This window comes from Nocardioides fonticola (genome assembly GCF_039536805.1).
Lineage (GTDB): Bacteria > Actinomycetota > Actinomycetes > Propionibacteriales > Nocardioidaceae > Nocardioides > Nocardioides fonticola.
Map to the genome: position 1 here is coordinate 237,301 of NZ_BAAAZH010000017.1, position 17,303 is coordinate 254,603.

Annotated in this window: 11 protein-coding genes and 1 tRNA gene; 8 read left to right on the top strand and 4 right to left on the bottom strand. The window is 73.7% G+C overall.

The genetic code is table 11. The features are described 5' to 3' along the window. Window positions 1–72: 72 nt before the first annotated feature. The 5 genes from alr to ABD671_RS13390 are packed head-to-tail and all read left to right on the top strand — an operon-like array spanning window position 73 to window position 5,093. Window positions 73–1,797, top strand: a complete 1,725-nt coding sequence (gene alr, locus ABD671_RS13370) for an alanine racemase (protein WP_344733892.1) — start codon at window positions 73–75, stop codon at window positions 1,795–1,797. Further along, the gene (locus ABD671_RS13375) at window positions 1,794–2,729 is read left to right on the top strand and encodes a D-alanine--D-alanine ligase family protein (protein ID WP_344733893.1); all 936 of its coding nucleotides are present in this window, start codon (window positions 1,794–1,796) and stop codon (window positions 2,727–2,729) included. Before alr ends, ABD671_RS13375 begins: the two co-directional genes overlap by 4 nt. Next, entirely contained in the window at window positions 2,726–3,784 is a 1,059-nt protein-coding gene (locus ABD671_RS13380; RefSeq protein WP_344733894.1) for an acyltransferase family protein, read from the top strand. Before ABD671_RS13375 ends, ABD671_RS13380 begins: the two co-directional genes overlap by 4 nt. Further along, window positions 3,771–4,445: a response regulator gene (locus ABD671_RS13385; protein WP_344733895.1), complete on the top strand. Its 675-nt coding sequence runs from the start codon at window positions 3,771–3,773 to the stop codon at window positions 4,443–4,445. The genes ABD671_RS13380 and ABD671_RS13385 overlap by 14 nt, the downstream gene beginning before the upstream one ends. 9 nt (window positions 4,446–4,454) lie before the next feature. Beyond that, window positions 4,455–5,093, top strand: coding sequence for a hypothetical protein (locus tag ABD671_RS13390; protein ID WP_344733896.1), 639 nt, complete (start codon window positions 4,455–4,457; stop codon window positions 5,091–5,093). Between the two features lie 11 nt (window positions 5,094–5,104). Here ABD671_RS13390 and ABD671_RS13395 read toward each other — a convergent pair whose 3' ends face one another. The 4 genes from ABD671_RS13395 to ABD671_RS13410 form a co-directional block, all read right to left on the bottom strand. Next, on the bottom strand, window positions 5,105–5,791 hold the full coding sequence (locus ABD671_RS13395; RefSeq protein ID WP_344733897.1) for a hypothetical protein: 687 nt from the start codon (window positions 5,789–5,791) through the stop codon (window positions 5,105–5,107). A 64-nt stretch (window positions 5,792–5,855) separates the two neighbouring features. After that, window positions 5,856–6,587, bottom strand: coding sequence for an MIP/aquaporin family protein (locus ABD671_RS13400; RefSeq protein WP_344733898.1), 732 nt, complete (start codon window positions 6,585–6,587; stop codon window positions 5,856–5,858). A 492-nt stretch (window positions 6,588–7,079) separates the two neighbouring features. Further along, window positions 7,080–13,154: a fibronectin type III domain-containing protein gene (locus ABD671_RS13405; protein ID WP_344733899.1), complete on the bottom strand. Its 6,075-nt coding sequence runs from the start codon at window positions 13,152–13,154 to the stop codon at window positions 7,080–7,082. A gap of 360 nt (window positions 13,155–13,514) precedes the next feature. Then, a tRNA-Ser gene (locus tag ABD671_RS13410) sits at window positions 13,515–13,604 on the bottom strand. Window positions 13,605–13,775: 171 nt separating this feature from the next. On the opposite strand from ABD671_RS13410, the gene ABD671_RS13415 reads away from it, so the two are divergent. The 3 genes from ABD671_RS13415 to ABD671_RS13425 all read left to right on the top strand — a co-directional run bounded on the left by ABD671_RS13415 (window position 13,776) and on the right by ABD671_RS13425 (window position 17,135). Next, on the top strand, window positions 13,776–14,996 hold the full coding sequence (locus ABD671_RS13415) for a helix-turn-helix domain-containing protein (RefSeq protein WP_344733900.1): 1,221 nt from the start codon (window positions 13,776–13,778) through the stop codon (window positions 14,994–14,996). Window positions 14,997–15,229: 233 nt separating this feature from the next. Beyond that, entirely contained in the window at window positions 15,230–16,753 is a 1,524-nt protein-coding gene (exaC, locus tag ABD671_RS13420) for an acetaldehyde dehydrogenase ExaC (protein WP_344733901.1), read from the top strand. A 10-nt stretch (window positions 16,754–16,763) separates the two neighbouring features. Continuing rightward, window positions 16,764–17,135: a DUF779 domain-containing protein gene (locus tag ABD671_RS13425; protein ID WP_425574918.1), complete on the top strand. Its 372-nt coding sequence runs from the start codon at window positions 16,764–16,766 to the stop codon at window positions 17,133–17,135. Window positions 17,136–17,303 lie beyond the last annotated feature (168 nt).

Below are 17,303 nucleotides of genomic sequence, written 5' to 3' on the forward strand. Positions count from 1 at the left end.
CTGGCCGCAGGTGCCGCCCCTCGGCACCCCGAGCCGATGCCCGCGACCCCGCCCTCCCGCGAGGGTCGAGCCATGACCCTCCTGCTCTCGGATCCCGCCGTCGCGGCCGTCCCGCTCCGCGAGGACGGCGACCCGCTCGTCGTCCTGCCCGCCCCGCTGACCGCCGCCGGCGTGCCCGCCGTGCGGGTGCGACGCGGCCTCGCCCGACGGCTGACACTCGCGGCCGCGCACCTCCCCGCCGGCGTCGGCCTCGCGGTCGTCGAGGGCCACCGGGCCGCCGCCGACCAGCAGCGCATCATCGACCGCTACCGCGCCGAGGTCGAGCGCCACCACCCCGACGCCGATCCGGCCGAGATCGAGCGGCTCACGAGCCGGTTCGTCTCCCCGCTGGCCGTCGCCCCGCACGTCGCCGGCGCGGCGGTCGACCTGACCCTCGTGGACGACGCCGGCCGGCCCCTCGACCTGGGCACGCCCATCGACGCGACTCCCGAACAGTCCGAGGGCCGCTGCTACCTCGAGGCCCCGGGGTTGCCCGCCCACGTGCGGCGCCACCGCGCCTGGCTCGCCGAGGCGATGACCGCAGCCGGGCTGGTGAACTACCCCACCGAGTGGTGGCACTGGAGCTTCGGCGACCGCTACTGGGCGCTCATGACCGGCGCGGACGCCGCGGTAGCGGGCCCGGTCGGTGCGGGCGCGCAGCTGACGATCGATCTCGACGTCGTGGCGCTCAACACCCGCCTGCTCGGCGCGCACCTCTCGCCGGGCACCGAGCTGATGGCGGTGGTGAAGGGCGACGGCTTCGGCCTCGGCGCCGTCGAGGTGGCCCGCACCGCGCTGGCGCACGGCGCCACGCGCCTCGGCGTCACCTCGATCGCCGAGGGCCTGGAGCTGCGCGAGGCCGGCATCGGCGCACCGATCCTGAGCTGGCTCAACCCGGTCGACGCCGACTTCCCCGCCGCCCGGCGTGCGGGCATCGCGATCGCCGTCCCGAGCCGTCGCCACCTGGACGCCGTCGCGGCCACCGCCCCGGGCACCCGGGTGCACCTGCATCTCGACACCGGCATGGCCCGCGACGGTGCGTCGCCCCAGGAGTGGGAGGCGCTGTGCGCATCGGCGCGGATGGCCGAGCGCTGCGGGCTGCTCACCGTCGAGGGCGTCATGGGGCACCTGGCCAGCGGCCACGAGCCGCAGGGAGCGGCGTCGCTGGAGGGTCGCGCCCGGTTCGCGCACGGGGTCGCGGTCGCCGAGGCGGCCGGGCTGCGTCCGACCGTGCGACACCTGGCGACGACGTCCGCCGCTCTGGCCGACCCGTCGTCCCACCACGACCTCGTGCGCGCCGGAGCCGGCATCGTCGGCATCGACCCCACCGGCCGGCATGGGCTGCGCTCGCCGGTGCGGTTGGTCGCCCCGCTCATCGGGGTGCGGCGCGTGGAGGCGGGCACCCCGGTCGGCTACGACCACACCTGGCGCGCGCCGCGCGCCACCACCCTCGGCCTGCTCGGGCTGGGGTACGCCGACGGCCTGCCCCGCGCGGCCTCCGGGATCGCCGAGGTGCAGGTGCGCGGACGCCGCCGGCCGCTGGTGGGCCGCGTCTCGATGGACATGGCGGTCGTCGACCTCGGCCCGGAGGCACCGCCCGACATCGTCGAGGGCGAACCGGTCACGGTGTTCGGTCCGGGCGACGACGGCGAGCCGACGGTCGCGGAGTGGGCGGCCTGGTCGGGCACGCTCGACCACGAGATCCTCACCGGCCTGGGCCGTCGCATCGCGCGTCTCGTGGTCGGGGGTGCGCGATGACCCGCGTCGCGGTGATCGGCGGCGGGACGAGCGCCGAGCACGAGGTCTCGCTGGCCTCCGCGGCCGGCGTCGTCGGGGCGCTCCTCGAGGGCGGCCACGACCCGGTGGCGCTCACGATCGACCGCGACGGCGACTGGCACGACGCAGGAGGCTGCCTGATCGGCCTGCCCGGCGTCGTCCACGTGCTGCGCACCTGCGACGTCGTCCTGCCGATGGTGCACGGTCGCGGCGGCGAGGACGGCGCGCTGGCGGCGCTCTGCGCGTTCGTCGGCGTCCCGTGCGTGGGCACGCCGCTGACCGGCAGCGCGATCGGCATGGACAAGGCGGCCGCGAAGCTGGCGGCCGCCGACCTCGGCATCCGTGTGGCGTCCGGGCGGGTGCTGACCCGGGCGAGCGCCGCCGGCTACGAGGGCACCGGCCCCGCGGTGGTGAAGCCGGTGGGCGCCGGGTCGAGCCGCGGCGTCACCCTCGTCGAGGACGCCGCCGCCCTGCCCGCCGCCCTGGCCGCGGCGTTCGAGCACGACGATCGCGTGCTGGTCGAGGAGGTCGTGCGCGGTCGCGAGATCGACGTCGCCGTGCTCGGCCGCCCCGACGGGTCGCGCCGGGTCGCGCCGATGCTGGAGATCCTGCGCGACGGCGTCTTCGACTTCGACGCGAAGTACGGCGGCGAGCCGCCCTTCGTCGTCCCGGCTCCATTGGACGACGCCACCTGGGCGCGGCTGCGCGCGGACGCGGTCGCGCTCTACGACGCGTTGGGCTGCCGGGGTGTCGCGCGGGTCGACTTCTTCGTGCCCGACGACGGGGTGCCGGTCTTCAACGAGATCAACACGGTGCCCGGGTTCACGCCCGCCTCGCAGGTGCCGCGCATGTTCGCCGCCGACGGGCTCTCCTACGTCGAGCTGGTCGACCTGCTCGTGGCCGACGCGTCGTGACCGCCGGGACGGCGTCCGCCGGCATCGGCGCGGCACGGCCGGAGGAGCGCGGCGGTCGGGTGCTCGGGCTCGACGTGCTGCGCGGGGTGGCGATCGCACTGGTGCTGGCCCGCCACACCTGGCCCGCGCTCTTCCCGGGCGCCGGTCTGGTGGGGGTCGTGGTCTTCTTCGCGCTGAGCGGCCACCTCATCACCGGGCTGCTCGTCGAGGAGCTCGACCGCACCGGGCGCCTGGACCTGCGGGGCTTCTACGCACGCCGCGCACGCCGTTTGCTGCCGGCGCTCGTGCTCATGCTCGCGGTCTACGCCCTCGTCACGCTGATCCTCGACCCGGTGGGCGAACGCGACCGGCTGCTGCGCAGCCTGATCGTCGGCCTGACCTGGACCGCCGACCTGCCGTTCGCCCATGCCGGCGCCGACGTGTTCCACCTGTGGACCCTTGCGGTGGAGGAGCAGTTCTACCTGCTCTGGCCGGTGCTCCTGCTCGCCCTGCACCGGCGGGGCCGGCTGCGCCTCGGAGTCGCCGTCGCCGGCGTCATGAGCCTGCTGGCGTGCTGGGCGGTCGTCGCCCGGCTGCACCACGACCCCGACCTCGCCTACGCCCTGCCCACCACGTGGTCGTGCGCCCTGGTGGCCGGCGGCTGGCTGCGCATCGCACCGCCGCGGCACCTCCCCCGCCCCCGGGTCGCCGGGCCGCTCGCGCTGATCTGCCTCGCGGCTCTCGTCGGCCTCGGGCTGCTGCCGCTGCGCGGCCATCTGCTCACCTACCTGCTGGGCGGGCCGGCGATCGCCGGGCTCACCGGCGTCCTGCTGCTGGCGTGGGGAGCGTGGCGCACGACCCGCTCGGACGCTGTCCACCTGCTCGCCGGTCTCGGCCGGATCTCCTACGGGGTCTACCTGTGGAACTACCCGCTCGCGCTCTGGCTGCGCCCGCACGATCCGACCGGCCTGGCCGCGCTCGCCCTCAGCCTGATCGCCGCTCTAGGGTCGTGGCAGCTGTGGGAGCGCCGGTTCGCGGCGCCGCGACGGAAGGGGGCGCCACGTGCCGGTCGATGATCCCGGGGAGATCCGGGTGCTGCTCGTCGACGACCAGGACCTCTTCCGCGAGGGCGTGCGCGTCATCGTCGACGCCCAGCCGGGCCTGCGCGTGGTCGGCGGCGCCGCCGACGGCCGCGAGGCGGTGCGCCTGGTCGACGAGCTCGCCCCCGACGTCGTCCTCATGGACATCCGGATGCCCGAGATGGACGGCGTCGAGGCGACCCGCCAGATTTTCGCGCCCCAGCGGGTGGCGGCCCGCTCCGCACCCGTGCGGGTGATCGTGCTGACCACCTTCAACCTCGACGACCGGGCGGCCACCGCCATCCGGCACGGCGCGAGCGGCTTCCTGCTCAAGCACACGACCCCGGCGATGCTGGCCGATGCGATCCGCACGGTGCACGGCGGCAACGCGGTGCTCGCGCCGACCGACCTCTCCGCCCTGTTCCTCGACCGGTTCGCCGAGCCGACCCCGCCTCCGCCGGCCTATCTCGCGCTCACCGACAAGGAGCGCGAGGTGTTCCACGCCGTCGTCCGCGGCCTGTCGAACGCCGAGATCGCCGCCGAGATCTTCGCCTCGGAGTCGACGGTCAAGACCCACGTCGGCGCGCTGCTGCGCAAGCTCGCGGCTCGCGACCGCGTGCAGTTGGTCGTCTTCGCGCACGACCACGGGCTGGCCTAGGGTCACGGGATGCTCCGTCCCGCTGTCGCGCTCGCCCTCGCCGCCGCGCTGATCGCGACGGGGTGCGTATCGGAGGATTCCGATACCGGACGCGACCCCACCGCAGCCGCGGGATCGTCCTCGCCCACCGCCTTCGCACCGATCGAGCTGATCAGCCCGGACACCGGGGAGCCCCTGCCCGCGACGAGTGCGCCCGCCCCCGGCCTGGCGAGCATCTGCCTGCCGGCCGACACCTACCGTGACGGCGTCGTGGTCGCTGTGGCCGAGATCGCCGTCGCCGACACGGGTCCGGTCGTGCTCACGGCCGTCCGGTTGAGCCAGGACGACGACGCGCTGGTGCCGGTACAGGCCGCCTACGTCATCCCGTCGTCGCAGCGGGTGCGGGGGATGCCCGGCCTGCTCCCGCTCGCCGACGTGCCGGCCATCGCCTCGGCCGAGCCGGTCGGCGACCTCGCCCTCGACGCGGGGAGCCGGGGGCACCTGCTGCTGGTGCTGCGGGTGCCGACGATGGCCGCCTACGACGAGCTGCGCGTGGACTACCGGACGGCCGACGGCACCACCGGTTCGACGGCCGCCGCGCTGACCCCGACCCGGGTGATCACCGCGGCGGACTGCGACGAGGTGCGGGGCGTCGATCCCCAGACCTGAGGAGAGACAGGTCAGTCGCGGTCGAGCACCGGCAGGAGCAGCAGGGCGACGACGAAGCCGATGAGGTGGCCGGCGATCGTCAGCAGCGCCTGCTCGGGCGAGAGGCCGGTGAGCACCTCGGTGGAGCCGACGATGCGGCCGAGCACGAGGGCCGGGTTGCCGAGTGCGAGCTTGTCGGCGCTGATGGCCGCGGCGAACGACGCGAGCGCGATCACCGGCACCAGCAGGTCGGGACGCCGTCGCGCGGCCAACCCGACCGCGAGCCCGATGACCAGACCCGCCACCGCGCCGGCGTAGAGGACGTCGGAGACCTGCGCCCCGGTCATGCCGGCGGTCGAGACCTCGATGCCGCCGACGCCGAGCACGGTCCAGAACCCCAGCACGTTGCCGACGGCTCCGCCGAGGAACTGGGCGAGGATGCTCGCCGCGCCCGCACCGACGGTGACCCGACCGGCACGCAGGTCGAGGAGCGTCACCAGCGGATGCAGGCGCACGCCCGGCAGCAGCAGACCGAACACGACGACGACGGCCGCCGCACCGGCACCGGCGAGGAGCCACTGCATGCCGGGGGCCGGCTGCCCGTAGTAGGCCAGGGCGAAGGTCGAGGAGGTCACGACCATCGCCAGCACGCCGGTGCCGACGAACTCGGCGAGCGGTGCGGGGCGAACGGCCGAGGAGGGGTCCGAGAGAGTGCTCACGCCCCGACGCTAGTGAGCGCGTCGGGGCGTGAGCAAGGGTGTTGCGGAGGCGGACCGCCCGCCGTCAGGCGTCGGTCTGCTCGTCGGCGGCGGCGAGTCGCAGGAGCGCTGCGGCGACCGCGAGACCGATCACCTGGCCGATCACCGTGACTGCCACCCACGCGATCGGGATGGCCGGCGCCACGGGATCGCTCAGGTGACTGATGCGGGCGACCGCGATGGCGGGGTTGGCCCACGTGACGTGGTCGATGCCGCATCCGATCGCCGCCGTGACGGCCGCGACCGCCGGGACGACGTACTGGCCGCGGTCGCGCGCGAGGACGGCGCCGCCGACCAGCCCGAGGGCCAGGCCGCCGAGCACCGCGTTCACGAGGACGTCGCGCACGTGGAAGCCGTCGATCCCGGCGAGGTCGAACGACACGGAGTGCACGCCGTAGAACGACCAGAGGGCGAGGACGCCGCCGGCGACACCGCCGAGCAGCTGCGCGACGATGCGGGCGACGCCGTCGGGCATCGAGACCCGATCGGCGATGAGGTCGAGGAGGGTCAGGAGCGGGTTGGCCCGGACGCCGGGGAAGGCGAGGCCGAGGGCCAGGATGCCGCCGGCGGCGGCGAGCGATCCGAGGAGGACCTCCCCGGCGATGCCGCCGCGGTCGCTGAGCAGGCGGCCGCTGGTCGCGGCGGAGACGACGACGGCGACCAGGAGCGCCGTGCCGACGAGTTCGAGCAGGAGGGAGGAGGCCCGGGTGCGGGTCGCCTCGACGGTGGGGGCCCCGAGGCCCTGCGTGACGGTCATAGGGACTACCTGCGCTAAGAGATCGGGCCTAAACCTCGTAGCTCGATCTTTCCACTGATGTTCATCCGGCGCCGCGTCGGCGGTGCCAGGAGGGTTGCGGTGCCGGCGTCCCCTCGAACTCCCCAGTTGCCAGTCACGCCGGCACCGCAGCTCATGGGCGCGCTCAGGTGCCGTCCTCGGCACAGGGGAGCGCGGGCAGGGTGGGCAAGGCGGCCTCCGGGAGCAAAGGGCCGGGAGCGGCTGACCGCTCGCATGCGTGGGGGTGGGGGGCGACCCGCATGACGGGCACCGGCGACCTCGCCGGTACGACGTCCTGCGGACGACAGAACGCTAGAGGCATTCCGCACGCCGAGACACCCTGCCGGACGGATCGAGGGAGGTTGTCCAGACCACTGCGGATCCCCGGACGACGGACGCCGTCACCTGCTGCGGGCAGGGCCCTCCCGGCCGCAGCCGCACGGGGCGGCCACGGCCGGGAGGGAGCGGCTCGGATCACCGAGGCCGGACGGCCTTCGTCGCAGCGGAGCGGATCGTGCGCGTGGCGTAGCCGGGCGCGCTGATGGTGACGACCGCGCGGATCCGCTTCCCGACCATGCCGGGCGTGATCGGCAGGCGGGTGCCGGTGGCGCGCACCCGGTCACCGTCGACGACCCACGCCACCGTGATCACGGTGCCCGGAGGACGCTCGAAGCGGGCGATCCGTGCGGTGGCCCGGCCGCCCACGACCGGGTGGCCCCGGAGCACCCGGTCCAGCCCGATCCGCACGCGCGGCGTCGGCAAGGTGCCAGGCGCGATCGCGACCGACCGCTTGAAGGCCACGACCTGCACCGAGGGTGCGTACCCCGGCGCGCTGGTGGTCACGACCACCTGGAGCGCGTACCCGACGACGTCGGCGGTCGGCGTGTAGCTCGCGCCCGTCGCGCCCGGGATGTCGACGACCGCACCGTCGGGGCCGACGAGCTGCCACTGGTAGGTGACCACGGCACCGGCGACAGCCGGCGGCGTCACGACCACCGAGACCGGCACGCCCACACGCACGACGTCCTGCCCGCCGCCGCTGACCACCGTCGGCGGCTCCGCCGGCGCGGGCACCGTCGGCGTCGGCGTCGGGGTCGGCGTCGGCGTCGGGGTCGGCGTCGGCGTCGGGCTGGGCGACGGGCTCGTGCTCGGACCCGGCGGGACCACGGGCGGCGCGGGCAGCGCCGTCCAGACCGCGTGGAGGGTCACCGCGACGGGATCACCGTCGGTCGAGCCGCCGTCGAACGGATCGGAGACCAGCGTGGTCGCCGCGATCGTCGCTCCCGAGCCGTCGGCCGCGGTGTTCCAGCCACCGAAGGTGTAGCCCGATCGCGTCGGGGTCGGGAGCGTGAGACCGGTGGTGGCGAAGGACGTGCCGACGAGGTGGACGTCAGCGGGTGCCGTGCCGTCCCCACCGGCGAGATCGAAGGAGACGGTGTAGTTGTCGCCGGTGATCTTCAGGTCTTTCAGCGCCGCGGCCGGGAAGGCCAGGCTGCCGCCCTGCACCGCGATCGTCGCGACCGAGGTGGTCGGCACGACGAGTGCGGCGTAGGTGAGCGGCGTACCGCCGCCGGTGACCACGCCGCCGGTCACCGAGACCGTGGGCGTGCTGGACGGCGTCGTGTCGGTGAGGTGCACCGCACCGGTGGGCAGCGCGAGGGTGCCGCCCGAAACGGCGAGCGAACCCAGGTCGCCGGGCGCGCCGGCCGAGGACAGACCTCCCCCGATCGCCGGGCCGGCCACGCCGGTCAGACCGGTCACGGCCGAGGAGCCCTGCGCGGTCACCGAGGTCAGCGAACCGCTGATCGACAGGCTGCCGCCGGAGGTCGGAGCAGCACCGCCGGCACCGCCGCCGATCGCCGCGGCCCGCGAGCCCGCGGAGACCGAGGCCACGACGGTGCCGCCGGTAATCGTGACAGCGCCACCGTCCTGCCCGTAGCCGCCGCCGATGCCCGCGCCACCGGCCTTGCCGACGGCGGTGACGGATCCGCCGCTCACGGTCAGGCCGGGATCGACCCGCGTGCTGATGCCGGGATTGCCGGTCGCGCTCACCGTGCCGGCGGAGACGCTCAGCGCTCCTGCGATGCCGGGCCCCGCGAGCGAGGACGCCGTGAGCGTGCCGCCGCTGACCACGATCGGCTGGGCGACGAGCTCGGTGGAGTAGCCGATCGCGGCAGCGAGTTCGTCGCCGGTCGCCGTGAGGCTGCCGCCGGAGACCGTGAGCGCCTGGTTGGACACCGCCGGCGCGCCGGTGGCCTCCACCGAGCCGCCGCTGACGGTGACCCGACCGTCGATCGCCACGGTGTTCGAGGTGACCTGGAGCGTGCCGCCCTCGACGCGGACGACCCCGACCCCGCGGTAGGAGGTCGCGCCGATGGCGGGCTGACCGCCCGTGTTGCCGACCGCGACCCGGCCGCTCGCCAGCACGAAGGTGCCGTCGGCCGTACCGCCGATGCCGCCGGTGCCGCGGCCGAGCGCGATGCCCGCTGCCGCGGGGTTCACCGCGCCGGGGGCGACCGTCAGCTGCGCCCGGTCGACCGTGGGGATGCCCACCGGGTAGGTCACCGAGTCGGTGACCGTCAACTGCTGACCGGCTCCGATCCGGAGGCCGCCGACCGTCGCCGAGACACCGCCGAGGTCGAGGGTGACCGGGGTCGTCCGCGACCCGAGGTCGAGCACCGCGGTGGTCAGGTCGAGGTCGGAGCCGAGCCGCACGGTGGTGACCACCGGGTCGGCCAGCGCCGCCCGCAGGCCGGCGAGGGTGTCGACGATCGTGACCCCGGAGGGGGGCAGGTACTGGGCGTAGAAGGTGATCTTCCCGGCCGCGCCGTTCGCGGCACCGGGCAGCGCCGTCGAGGTGTCGACGAGCGCGCCGCCGTACCGCTTGGTCGCCCAGCGGCGGAGGTCGGTCGTGGTCGGGAAGTCGACGCCGGCGACCGCGAGCGTCGCGCCGAGGACCCGCACCGTGGAGGTGCCGGTCGCCGTCACGAAGGTGACATCGGTGACGTCGCCCGCCACGCCGCTGGTGATGGCGCCGTCGGCGAAGGCCGACACCGTGCCCAGGTTCTTCAGCACGCCGGCACCGGCGATGGCGGCGTCCTCGCCGTAGGCACGCAGGTCGCCGGAGGAGCCGACGGTGACCGTGACGCCGGCGGGGATCTGGAGCGTGCCGCCGATGCGGACGTCGGCCTCGAGGAGCACGGCACCGGCCGCGTCGCTGCCGCCGGCGGCGCCGATCACGAACGGGGACGACGCCGGGTCGGCGGCGTTGCCGTCGACGATCAGCGCGCCGGACCCGTCGGCCGAGCCGTCACGGATCGTGAGGCCGGTGCCGGCCGGCACCGTGAAGGAGCCGACACTCACCTGGTGGCCGGCGAGGTCGATGACGGCCACGCAGCCGACGGGGAACGTGCCGGTCGGGGCGGAGATGTCGGCACCGACCTTGATCGTGGTCGGCTTCGCGAGAGTGCCGGTGCAGCCCGCGAGCAGGCTGGCCAGGTCGTCGGCGCTCGCCGCCTTCTTCGCCGGCGAGATCAGCACGGACGCCGACGTCGCCGCGGGCGAGGTGCCGTTCGCGGTCGTGGCCGTCACCGACGCCGTGTACGTGCCGCCGTCCAGGTCGGAGATCGTGCAGGAGGTGCCGGTCGCCGTCGTGCACGTTGCCGTCGTACCCGGGACCGTCACGTCGTAGGAGGTGACCGGGGCGCCACCGAGGTCGGCGGGCACCTTCCACGAGACGACGAGGTCGCCGTCCGAGGCCGTCGCAGTGACCGCGCGAGGGGCCGAGGGCTTCGCCGCCGGCGTCAGCAGGGTCAGCCGGCCCGGATTGAGGCCGGAGGGGTTCTGCGAGCCGACATAGACCCTCCCGAGCGGGTCGACCGAGAGCCCGTTCGGGAACTGGAAGTCGCTCGACAACGCCGCGCCTGCGCTCGGCGGCCCGGAGACCCCACTGCCCGCGATGATCTCGAGGGCGCCCGCAGGGCTGACTCGCAGCACCGTGCCGCGGTTGTACTGGTTCGCGTAGAGGGTGCCGTCGGGTCCGATCGCGATCGAGGTGGAGCTCTCCGTGGGCGTTGCGGTGGCGGCGCCGGACACCGCCGGGCCCGCGGATCCGTTGCCCAGCGCGCGCTTGATGGTGTCCTGATCGGGATCGATCCTCACGACCGCCGGGCCCGAGCCGACGTACAGATCACCGTCCGGAGCAGCAGCTAGCGCCTGGGGGTAGAACAGGGGACTCTGGCTCGCCGGCTTCGCGAGGTCGACCTCGCCCGCCGTACCGGTGCCGGCGACGGCGCGCAACTTGCCCTGCGGGTCGATCGTCAGGATGTAGCCGTAGTTGAAGTCGGCCGCGTAGAGGCGTCCGTCGCCGTCGACGGTCAAGGCGAAGATGTTGCCGAGCGGAGACTCGGTCGCGTCCGCGCCGAGGACAGGCGCGTTGAAGACTCCCTTCCCTGCGACCAGCCGCACGGTGCCGCCCGAGATCTTGTAGATCCGATTGTTGCCGTAGACCCGGGAGACGTAGAGGCTCCCGTCGGGGGCCAGCGCCATGGCGCCGACGTTGCCGATGTCGGCGTCCGTGACCGGGACGCCGGTCGTGGTCGGGGCGACGGTGCCGCCGCCCGCGATCTTCGTCAGTGCGCCGTCCGGGCTGATCGAGAAGATCCGACTGTAGAGGGCGTCGGCGACGTAGCGGGTGCCGTCGGCGGCTGTGGCGGTCGCGACGACCCGCCCGATCCCGACCGTGGCGGCATCCGGCGCGCTGTCGGGAGCCTTGGCATCGGTGCCGTTGCCGGCGACGAAGGAGAGCTGGTAGGGCCGGGTCACGGCCGGGCGCACCTTCGCGGTCGCGGACGGCGTCCCCTCACCGAGGGAGTTGGTGGCCGTGACGCGGACCGAGTACTGCGAGGTCGTGTCCAGCCCGGTCACGGTGCAGCCCGTGCGGAGCGCCGTCGCGGTGCACGAACCGGAGGGTGCGCCGACCGACGCCGAGCCCGCCACCGGCGTGGCCGTCGCGGTGTAGGACGTGATGACCGCACCGCCGTTGTAGACCGGCGCCGTCCAGGAGACCTGCGTGGCACCATCGCCGGGGATCGCGTAGGCGCCGGTCGGCGCGTCGGGGGCGGTCGCCGCGACGACCTTCAGCACCCCGCTGGTGAAGGGGAGGAACAGCGAACCGTCCCCGTCCGGCACGACCGCCGTCGGGCTGAGGATGTTGGTGAGCGTCGCGGCGCCCGGCGGCCCCACGGTCCCTCCTCCGGCGATGCGCGCGACCGTGTTCTGCCGAGGGTCGTACTTCGCGACATAGCCGAAGGTGCCGATGACGTAGACGTTGCCTGCGGTGTCGAGCGCCACCGAGGTGGGACCGCGGAGGTCGCTGGGCACCGGAGCCGTCGGGGTCGTGCTCGGCGTGGACCCGCCGCCACCGAGGAAGACCGAGGAGATGCCGGTCTTCAGGTCGACGGCGAGGATCCGGCTCGAGTTCTCCTCGGCGATCAGCAGCGCGCCGCCAGGGGTCACGGCCAGACCGCTGGGCTTGTTGAGGCCGGACTGCCGGGCGTTGCCGAGCGCCGCGGGGACCTGCGATCCGTCGCCGGCGATCCGCGTCACGGCGCCGCCCGAGATCCGGTAGACCGTGTTGGCGCCCTGATCGGTGAGGTAGACGGCACCGTCGGCACCCACGGCCAGGCCGAGGAGAAGGCGGAAGCTGATCGAGGTCGCGGACGCACCGTCGGTGATGGCGCTGGCACCCCAGGACCCGGTACCGGCGATGCGCTGCACCTGGCCGGCGGTGGAGACCTTGTACAGCGATCCGTAGTCCTTGTCGATCAGGTACAGGCTCCCGTCGGCGCCGAAGGCGGCGCCGGTGATGCTGGAGAAGCTGACGTCGGCGAGCGATCGGGCGGTGGTGCCCGGCGCGGCCTTGTTCGATCCGCTCACCACGGCGAGCGAGCCGTCGGGGGACAGCGTGGCCAGCGTGCCGCCGAAGGCGACGAACAGGGTGCCGTCGGGTCGGAGTGCGGCGGCGGTCGCCGCGGGGAGGGTGAGGTCGGTGGCGACCCGACCGGCGGTGACGGCGGTGCCCCGGTTGTTCGTGCCGGCGACGTTGCGGACGCCGTAGACGTCGATGCTACGCGGGACGACCGCTGCCGACGGGGCGCTGGTCGCCGGGCCGGCGGAGGTGACCGAGACGGTGTAGGACGTGCCGTTGGTCAGCCCGGTGATCGTGCAGCGGGTCGCTCCCGTCGTCGCGCAGGACGCACCGCCGGGCATCGCCGTGGCCGTGTAGCCGCCCGTGTAGACGCTCGTCGGCGGCTCCCAGGTGGCCACGAGCGAGGCATCACCCGGTACGGCGACGACGCGGTACGGGGGCGGCTGCGCCTCGTCCCCCTCGGCATGGGCCGGGGTGGCAGCCAGGGGTGCGGCGACGACCAGGAGGGCGGCGAGGCCGGCGACGGCAGCGCGGCCTCGACGGCCGATCGTGGCAGCGGGAGCAGCGGGGAGGGCGGCGATGGAGCGCGCGCGAGCGCGCGCCGGACGTCCGGACGGCATGGGGTACCTCGGGGGGCATGGGGGGGTGGGTGAGGGCGGTGCTGGTGCCGGCTGGGTGGGCCGACGGGACGACGGCGCTTCGAACGTGGCGGGAAGACGCGTCGTCCGCGAAGGGTGACACGACGTCCTCGATGTGTCGACCCGAGACCGCAGTACCGGAGGATCTCCGATGGCGGATCGGGCTCCCCCACGCTCGGGGGCCCGTTCCGCTGGTCACGATCGATACCGAGAACGCCTCCGGGCTGTGCGCACCTCGCTGGCGCGGCTCCCCCGGTTCTCCCAGCCCACCTCGACCCGGGAAGACGAACACCCGGACCCATACGCGGGTCCGGGTGTTCGCGATGTCCTCACGACATCACATGGCGGTGGCGGAGGGATTTGAACCCTCGGTGGGCTTTCACCCACAAACGCTTTCGAGGCGTTCTCCTTAGGCCGCTCGGACACGCCACCGCGGAGGAATGTACCGGAGGGCGCGGGCGGGCGCCGAATCGGACCCCGCCCCGATGCAACGTCGTTGCAACCCTCCCGGCGTCACCCTCCGAGCACGCCGAGGAGACCCCCGTCACAGCGACGGGACCAACTGCTGTTGTGAGGGGCGCCACATCGATGTCTACTGGAGTCATGGGACGGCGAGGGAGCGAGCCCAGCGGCGCTGCCGCCATGCGCGCGGAGGTCGCGGAGTCCTGGCAGCGCTCGGCCGCCGCCGGGGTATCGACCGAGCAGGTCGACGCGCCCATCGCGATCGAGCAGCGCGACCTGCGCTCGCTGCGTGAGGCGCACCCGCTCTCCCGGGTCTTCCCCCTGCTCGACGACGTCCTGGGCCAGGCGGTGCGCGAATGCGACGCCATCATGGCGATCTCCGATGCCACCGGCACGCTGCTGTGGGTCTGCGGCACCCCCGCCACACTGCGCAAGGCCGACCAGATCGGCTTCGTCGAGGGCAGCAACTGGGACGAGCGGCTCGCCGGCACGAACGCGCCGGGCCTGGCGCTCGCCACCGGCCGGGCGGCCACCGTCACCCGCTCGGAGCACTTCCGCAGCGCCGTCCAGCCGTGGAGCTGCGCGGCCACCCCGATCCACGACCCCGGCACCTCGGCGATCCTCGGCGTCCTCGACGTCACCGGCGGCGACCAGGTCGTCGTCCCGCAGACGCTGGCGATGGTGCGCGCCGCGGCCCGGATGGCCGAGGCCGAGCTCGCCCGCGAGCTGCTGAGCCGGCCGGCCTCCAACGCCGCCGGCAGCGGGCTGCGCCTCGTGCTGGAGTCGCTCGGCCGCACCGAGGCGCTGGTGACCGTCGACGACGGCCGAGGCCGGCTGCAGACGCTGCGGCTCAGCCCCCGGCACAGCGAGATCCTGCTCCTGCTCGCCTCCGCCCCGCAGGGCCTCTCCGGCGACGAGCTCACCGTGCTGCTCTACGAGGACGACGGCGCCTCCTCGACGCTGCGCGCCGAGCTCAACCGGCTGCGCCACCTGCTCGGCGACGAGCTGCTGCTCTCCCGCCCCTACCGCCTGGCCGCCGGGGTCACCGGCGACTGGCTGGCCGCCGAGGCGCTGCTGGCCGCGGGCGACCTGCGCGGCGCGATGCGCGCCTATCGGGGCCCGCTGCTGCCGCGCTCGAGCGCGCCCGGCGTCGTCCGGCTGCGCGAGGGGCTGGAGAACGCGATGCGCCACGCCCTGCTGCGCTCCCGCGAGGCCGACCTCATGGCCGCCTGGACCCGGTCGGCCTGGGGCCGCGACGACTACGAGATGTGGCTGGCCCAGCGTGCCGCCCTCGGCACCGGCTCCCCCATGCTCGCCCTCGTCGAGGGGCAGCTCGCGCGGCTCGACCGCGAGTTGGGCTGAGGGCGCCGGACGGCGGTCGGTGTCCGGCGGCCAGTTTCCCCGGCCGGCCGGGGAAACTGGCCATGTCCGGCCGGAAATCGGGCCGATCCGGGCAGTTTCGCCTGTCCGGCCGGACCTCGACGACCTTCTCCGAGCGGTGCAACGTCGAGGCAACGGGGACGCAACGTTGTCGCTCCTAGCGTTGTGAGCGCCGTCACAGCCGACGGCGTCCCATCGTTTCGAGGAGAGCAACCATGACCGTCTACGCACCGCCCGGAGCAGCCGACTCCCTCGTCTCCGTCAAGAGCCGCTACGGCCACTACATCGGCGGCGAGTGGGTCGACCCGATCAAGGGCCAGTACTTCGAGAACATCTCGCCGGTCAACGGCAAGCCGTTCACCGAGATCGCCCGCGGCACCGCCGAGGACATCGACGCCGCCCTGGACGCCGCCCACGCCGCCGCCGACAAGTGGGGCAAGACCGCCCCCACCGAGCGCGCGAACATCCTGCTCAAGATCGCCGACCTCATGGAGGCGAACCTCCCCGCCCTCGCCGTCGCCGAGACGTGGGAGAACGGCAAGCCCGTGCGCGAGACGCTGGCCGCCGACCTCCCGCTCGCGGTCGACCACTTCCGCTACTTCGCCGGCTGCCTGCGCTCGCAGGAGGGCTCGATCGGCGAGATCGACGAGAACACGATCGCCTACCACTTCCACGAGCCGCTGGGCGTCGTCGGCCAGATCATCCCGTGGAACTTCCCGATCCTCATGGCGGTCTGGAAGCTCGCTCCGGCGCTGGCCGCCGGCAACTGTGTCGTGCTCAAGCCCGCCGAGCAGACCCCGTGGTCGATCCTCAAGCTCATCGAGCTCGTCGGCGACCTGCTGCCCGCCGGCGTCCTCAACGTGGTCAACGGGTTCGGCGTCGAGGCCGGCAAGCCGCTGGCGTCGTCCCCCCGCGTGGCGAAGGTCGCCTTCACCGGTGAGACCACGACCGGCCGGCTGATCATGCAGTACGCCAGCCAGAACATTATCCCGGTCACCCTCGAGCTCGGCGGCAAGAGCCCGAACATCTTCTTCGACTCCGTCGCCGCCCAGCACGACGCCTTCTACGACAAGGCGCTCGAGGGCTTCGCGATGTTCGCGCTCAACCAGGGCGAGGTCTGCACGTGCCCCAGCCGCGCGCTCGTGCAGCAGTCGATCTACTCCGACTTCGTGCACGACGCGGTGGCCCGCGTGGAGAAGATCGTCCAGGGCAACCCGCTGGACGACGCCACGATGATCGGCGCCCAGGCCTCCAACGACCAGCTGGAGAAGATCCTCAGCTACATCGACATCGGCAAGCAGGAGGGCGCGAAGGTGCTCACCGGCGGCGAGCGCAACATCCTCGACGGCGACCTGGCCGAGGGCTACTACGTGCAGCCGACGATCTTCGAGGGCGACAACTCGATGCGCATCTTCCAGGAGGAGATCTTCGGTCCGGTCGTGTCGCTCACCTCGTTCAACGACGAGGCCGATGCGTTGAAGATCGCCAACGACACCCTCTACGGCCTCGGCGCCGGCGTCTGGTCGCGCGACGGCTCGCAGGCCTTCCGTGCCGGCAAGGCGATCAAGGCCGGTCGCGTGTGGACCAACTGCTACCACGCCTACCCGGCCCACGCGGCCTTCGGCGGCTACAAGCAGTCCGGCATCGGTCGCGAGACCCACAAGATGATGCTCGACCACTACCAGCAGACGAAGAACCTCCTGGTGTCCTACAGCCCCGACGCCCTCGGGTTCTTCTGATCGGGACGGCGTGAGCGCTGACATGGTCGACGTCACCGGTGAGGCTGCGGAGCTGCTCCGCAGCCTCACCGAGGCCAACGGACCGGTGATGTTCCACCAGTCCGGCGGCTGCTGCGACGGGTCGGCCCCGATGTGCTATCCCGACGGCGACTTCCTGCTCGGCGACGCCGACGTGCACATCGGGGATCTCGACATCGGCCTCGACCGCGCCGTCCCGGTGTGGATGTCGAAGTCGCAGTACGAGTACTGGTCGCACACCCACATCACGATCGACGTGGTGAAGGGTCGCGGCGCCGGCTTCTCGCTCGAGGCGCCCTACGGCGTCCGCTTCCTCATCCGGTCGCGACTGCTGACCGACGAGGAGTTCGCCGCACGCAGCTGATGCAGGACCGCCCGCTGCACCCGGGCGGACGACGGGCCGGTCGCTCCCCTGACCGGCCCGTCGTGGCGCGTGGCGGTGCTCCGAGCGGGCCACTTGGGGGCGAAACCTGATGTTGTGGGGCGAAGCTTCGCCCATCAACATCAGGTTTCCCCGGCTGACCGGGGCGCT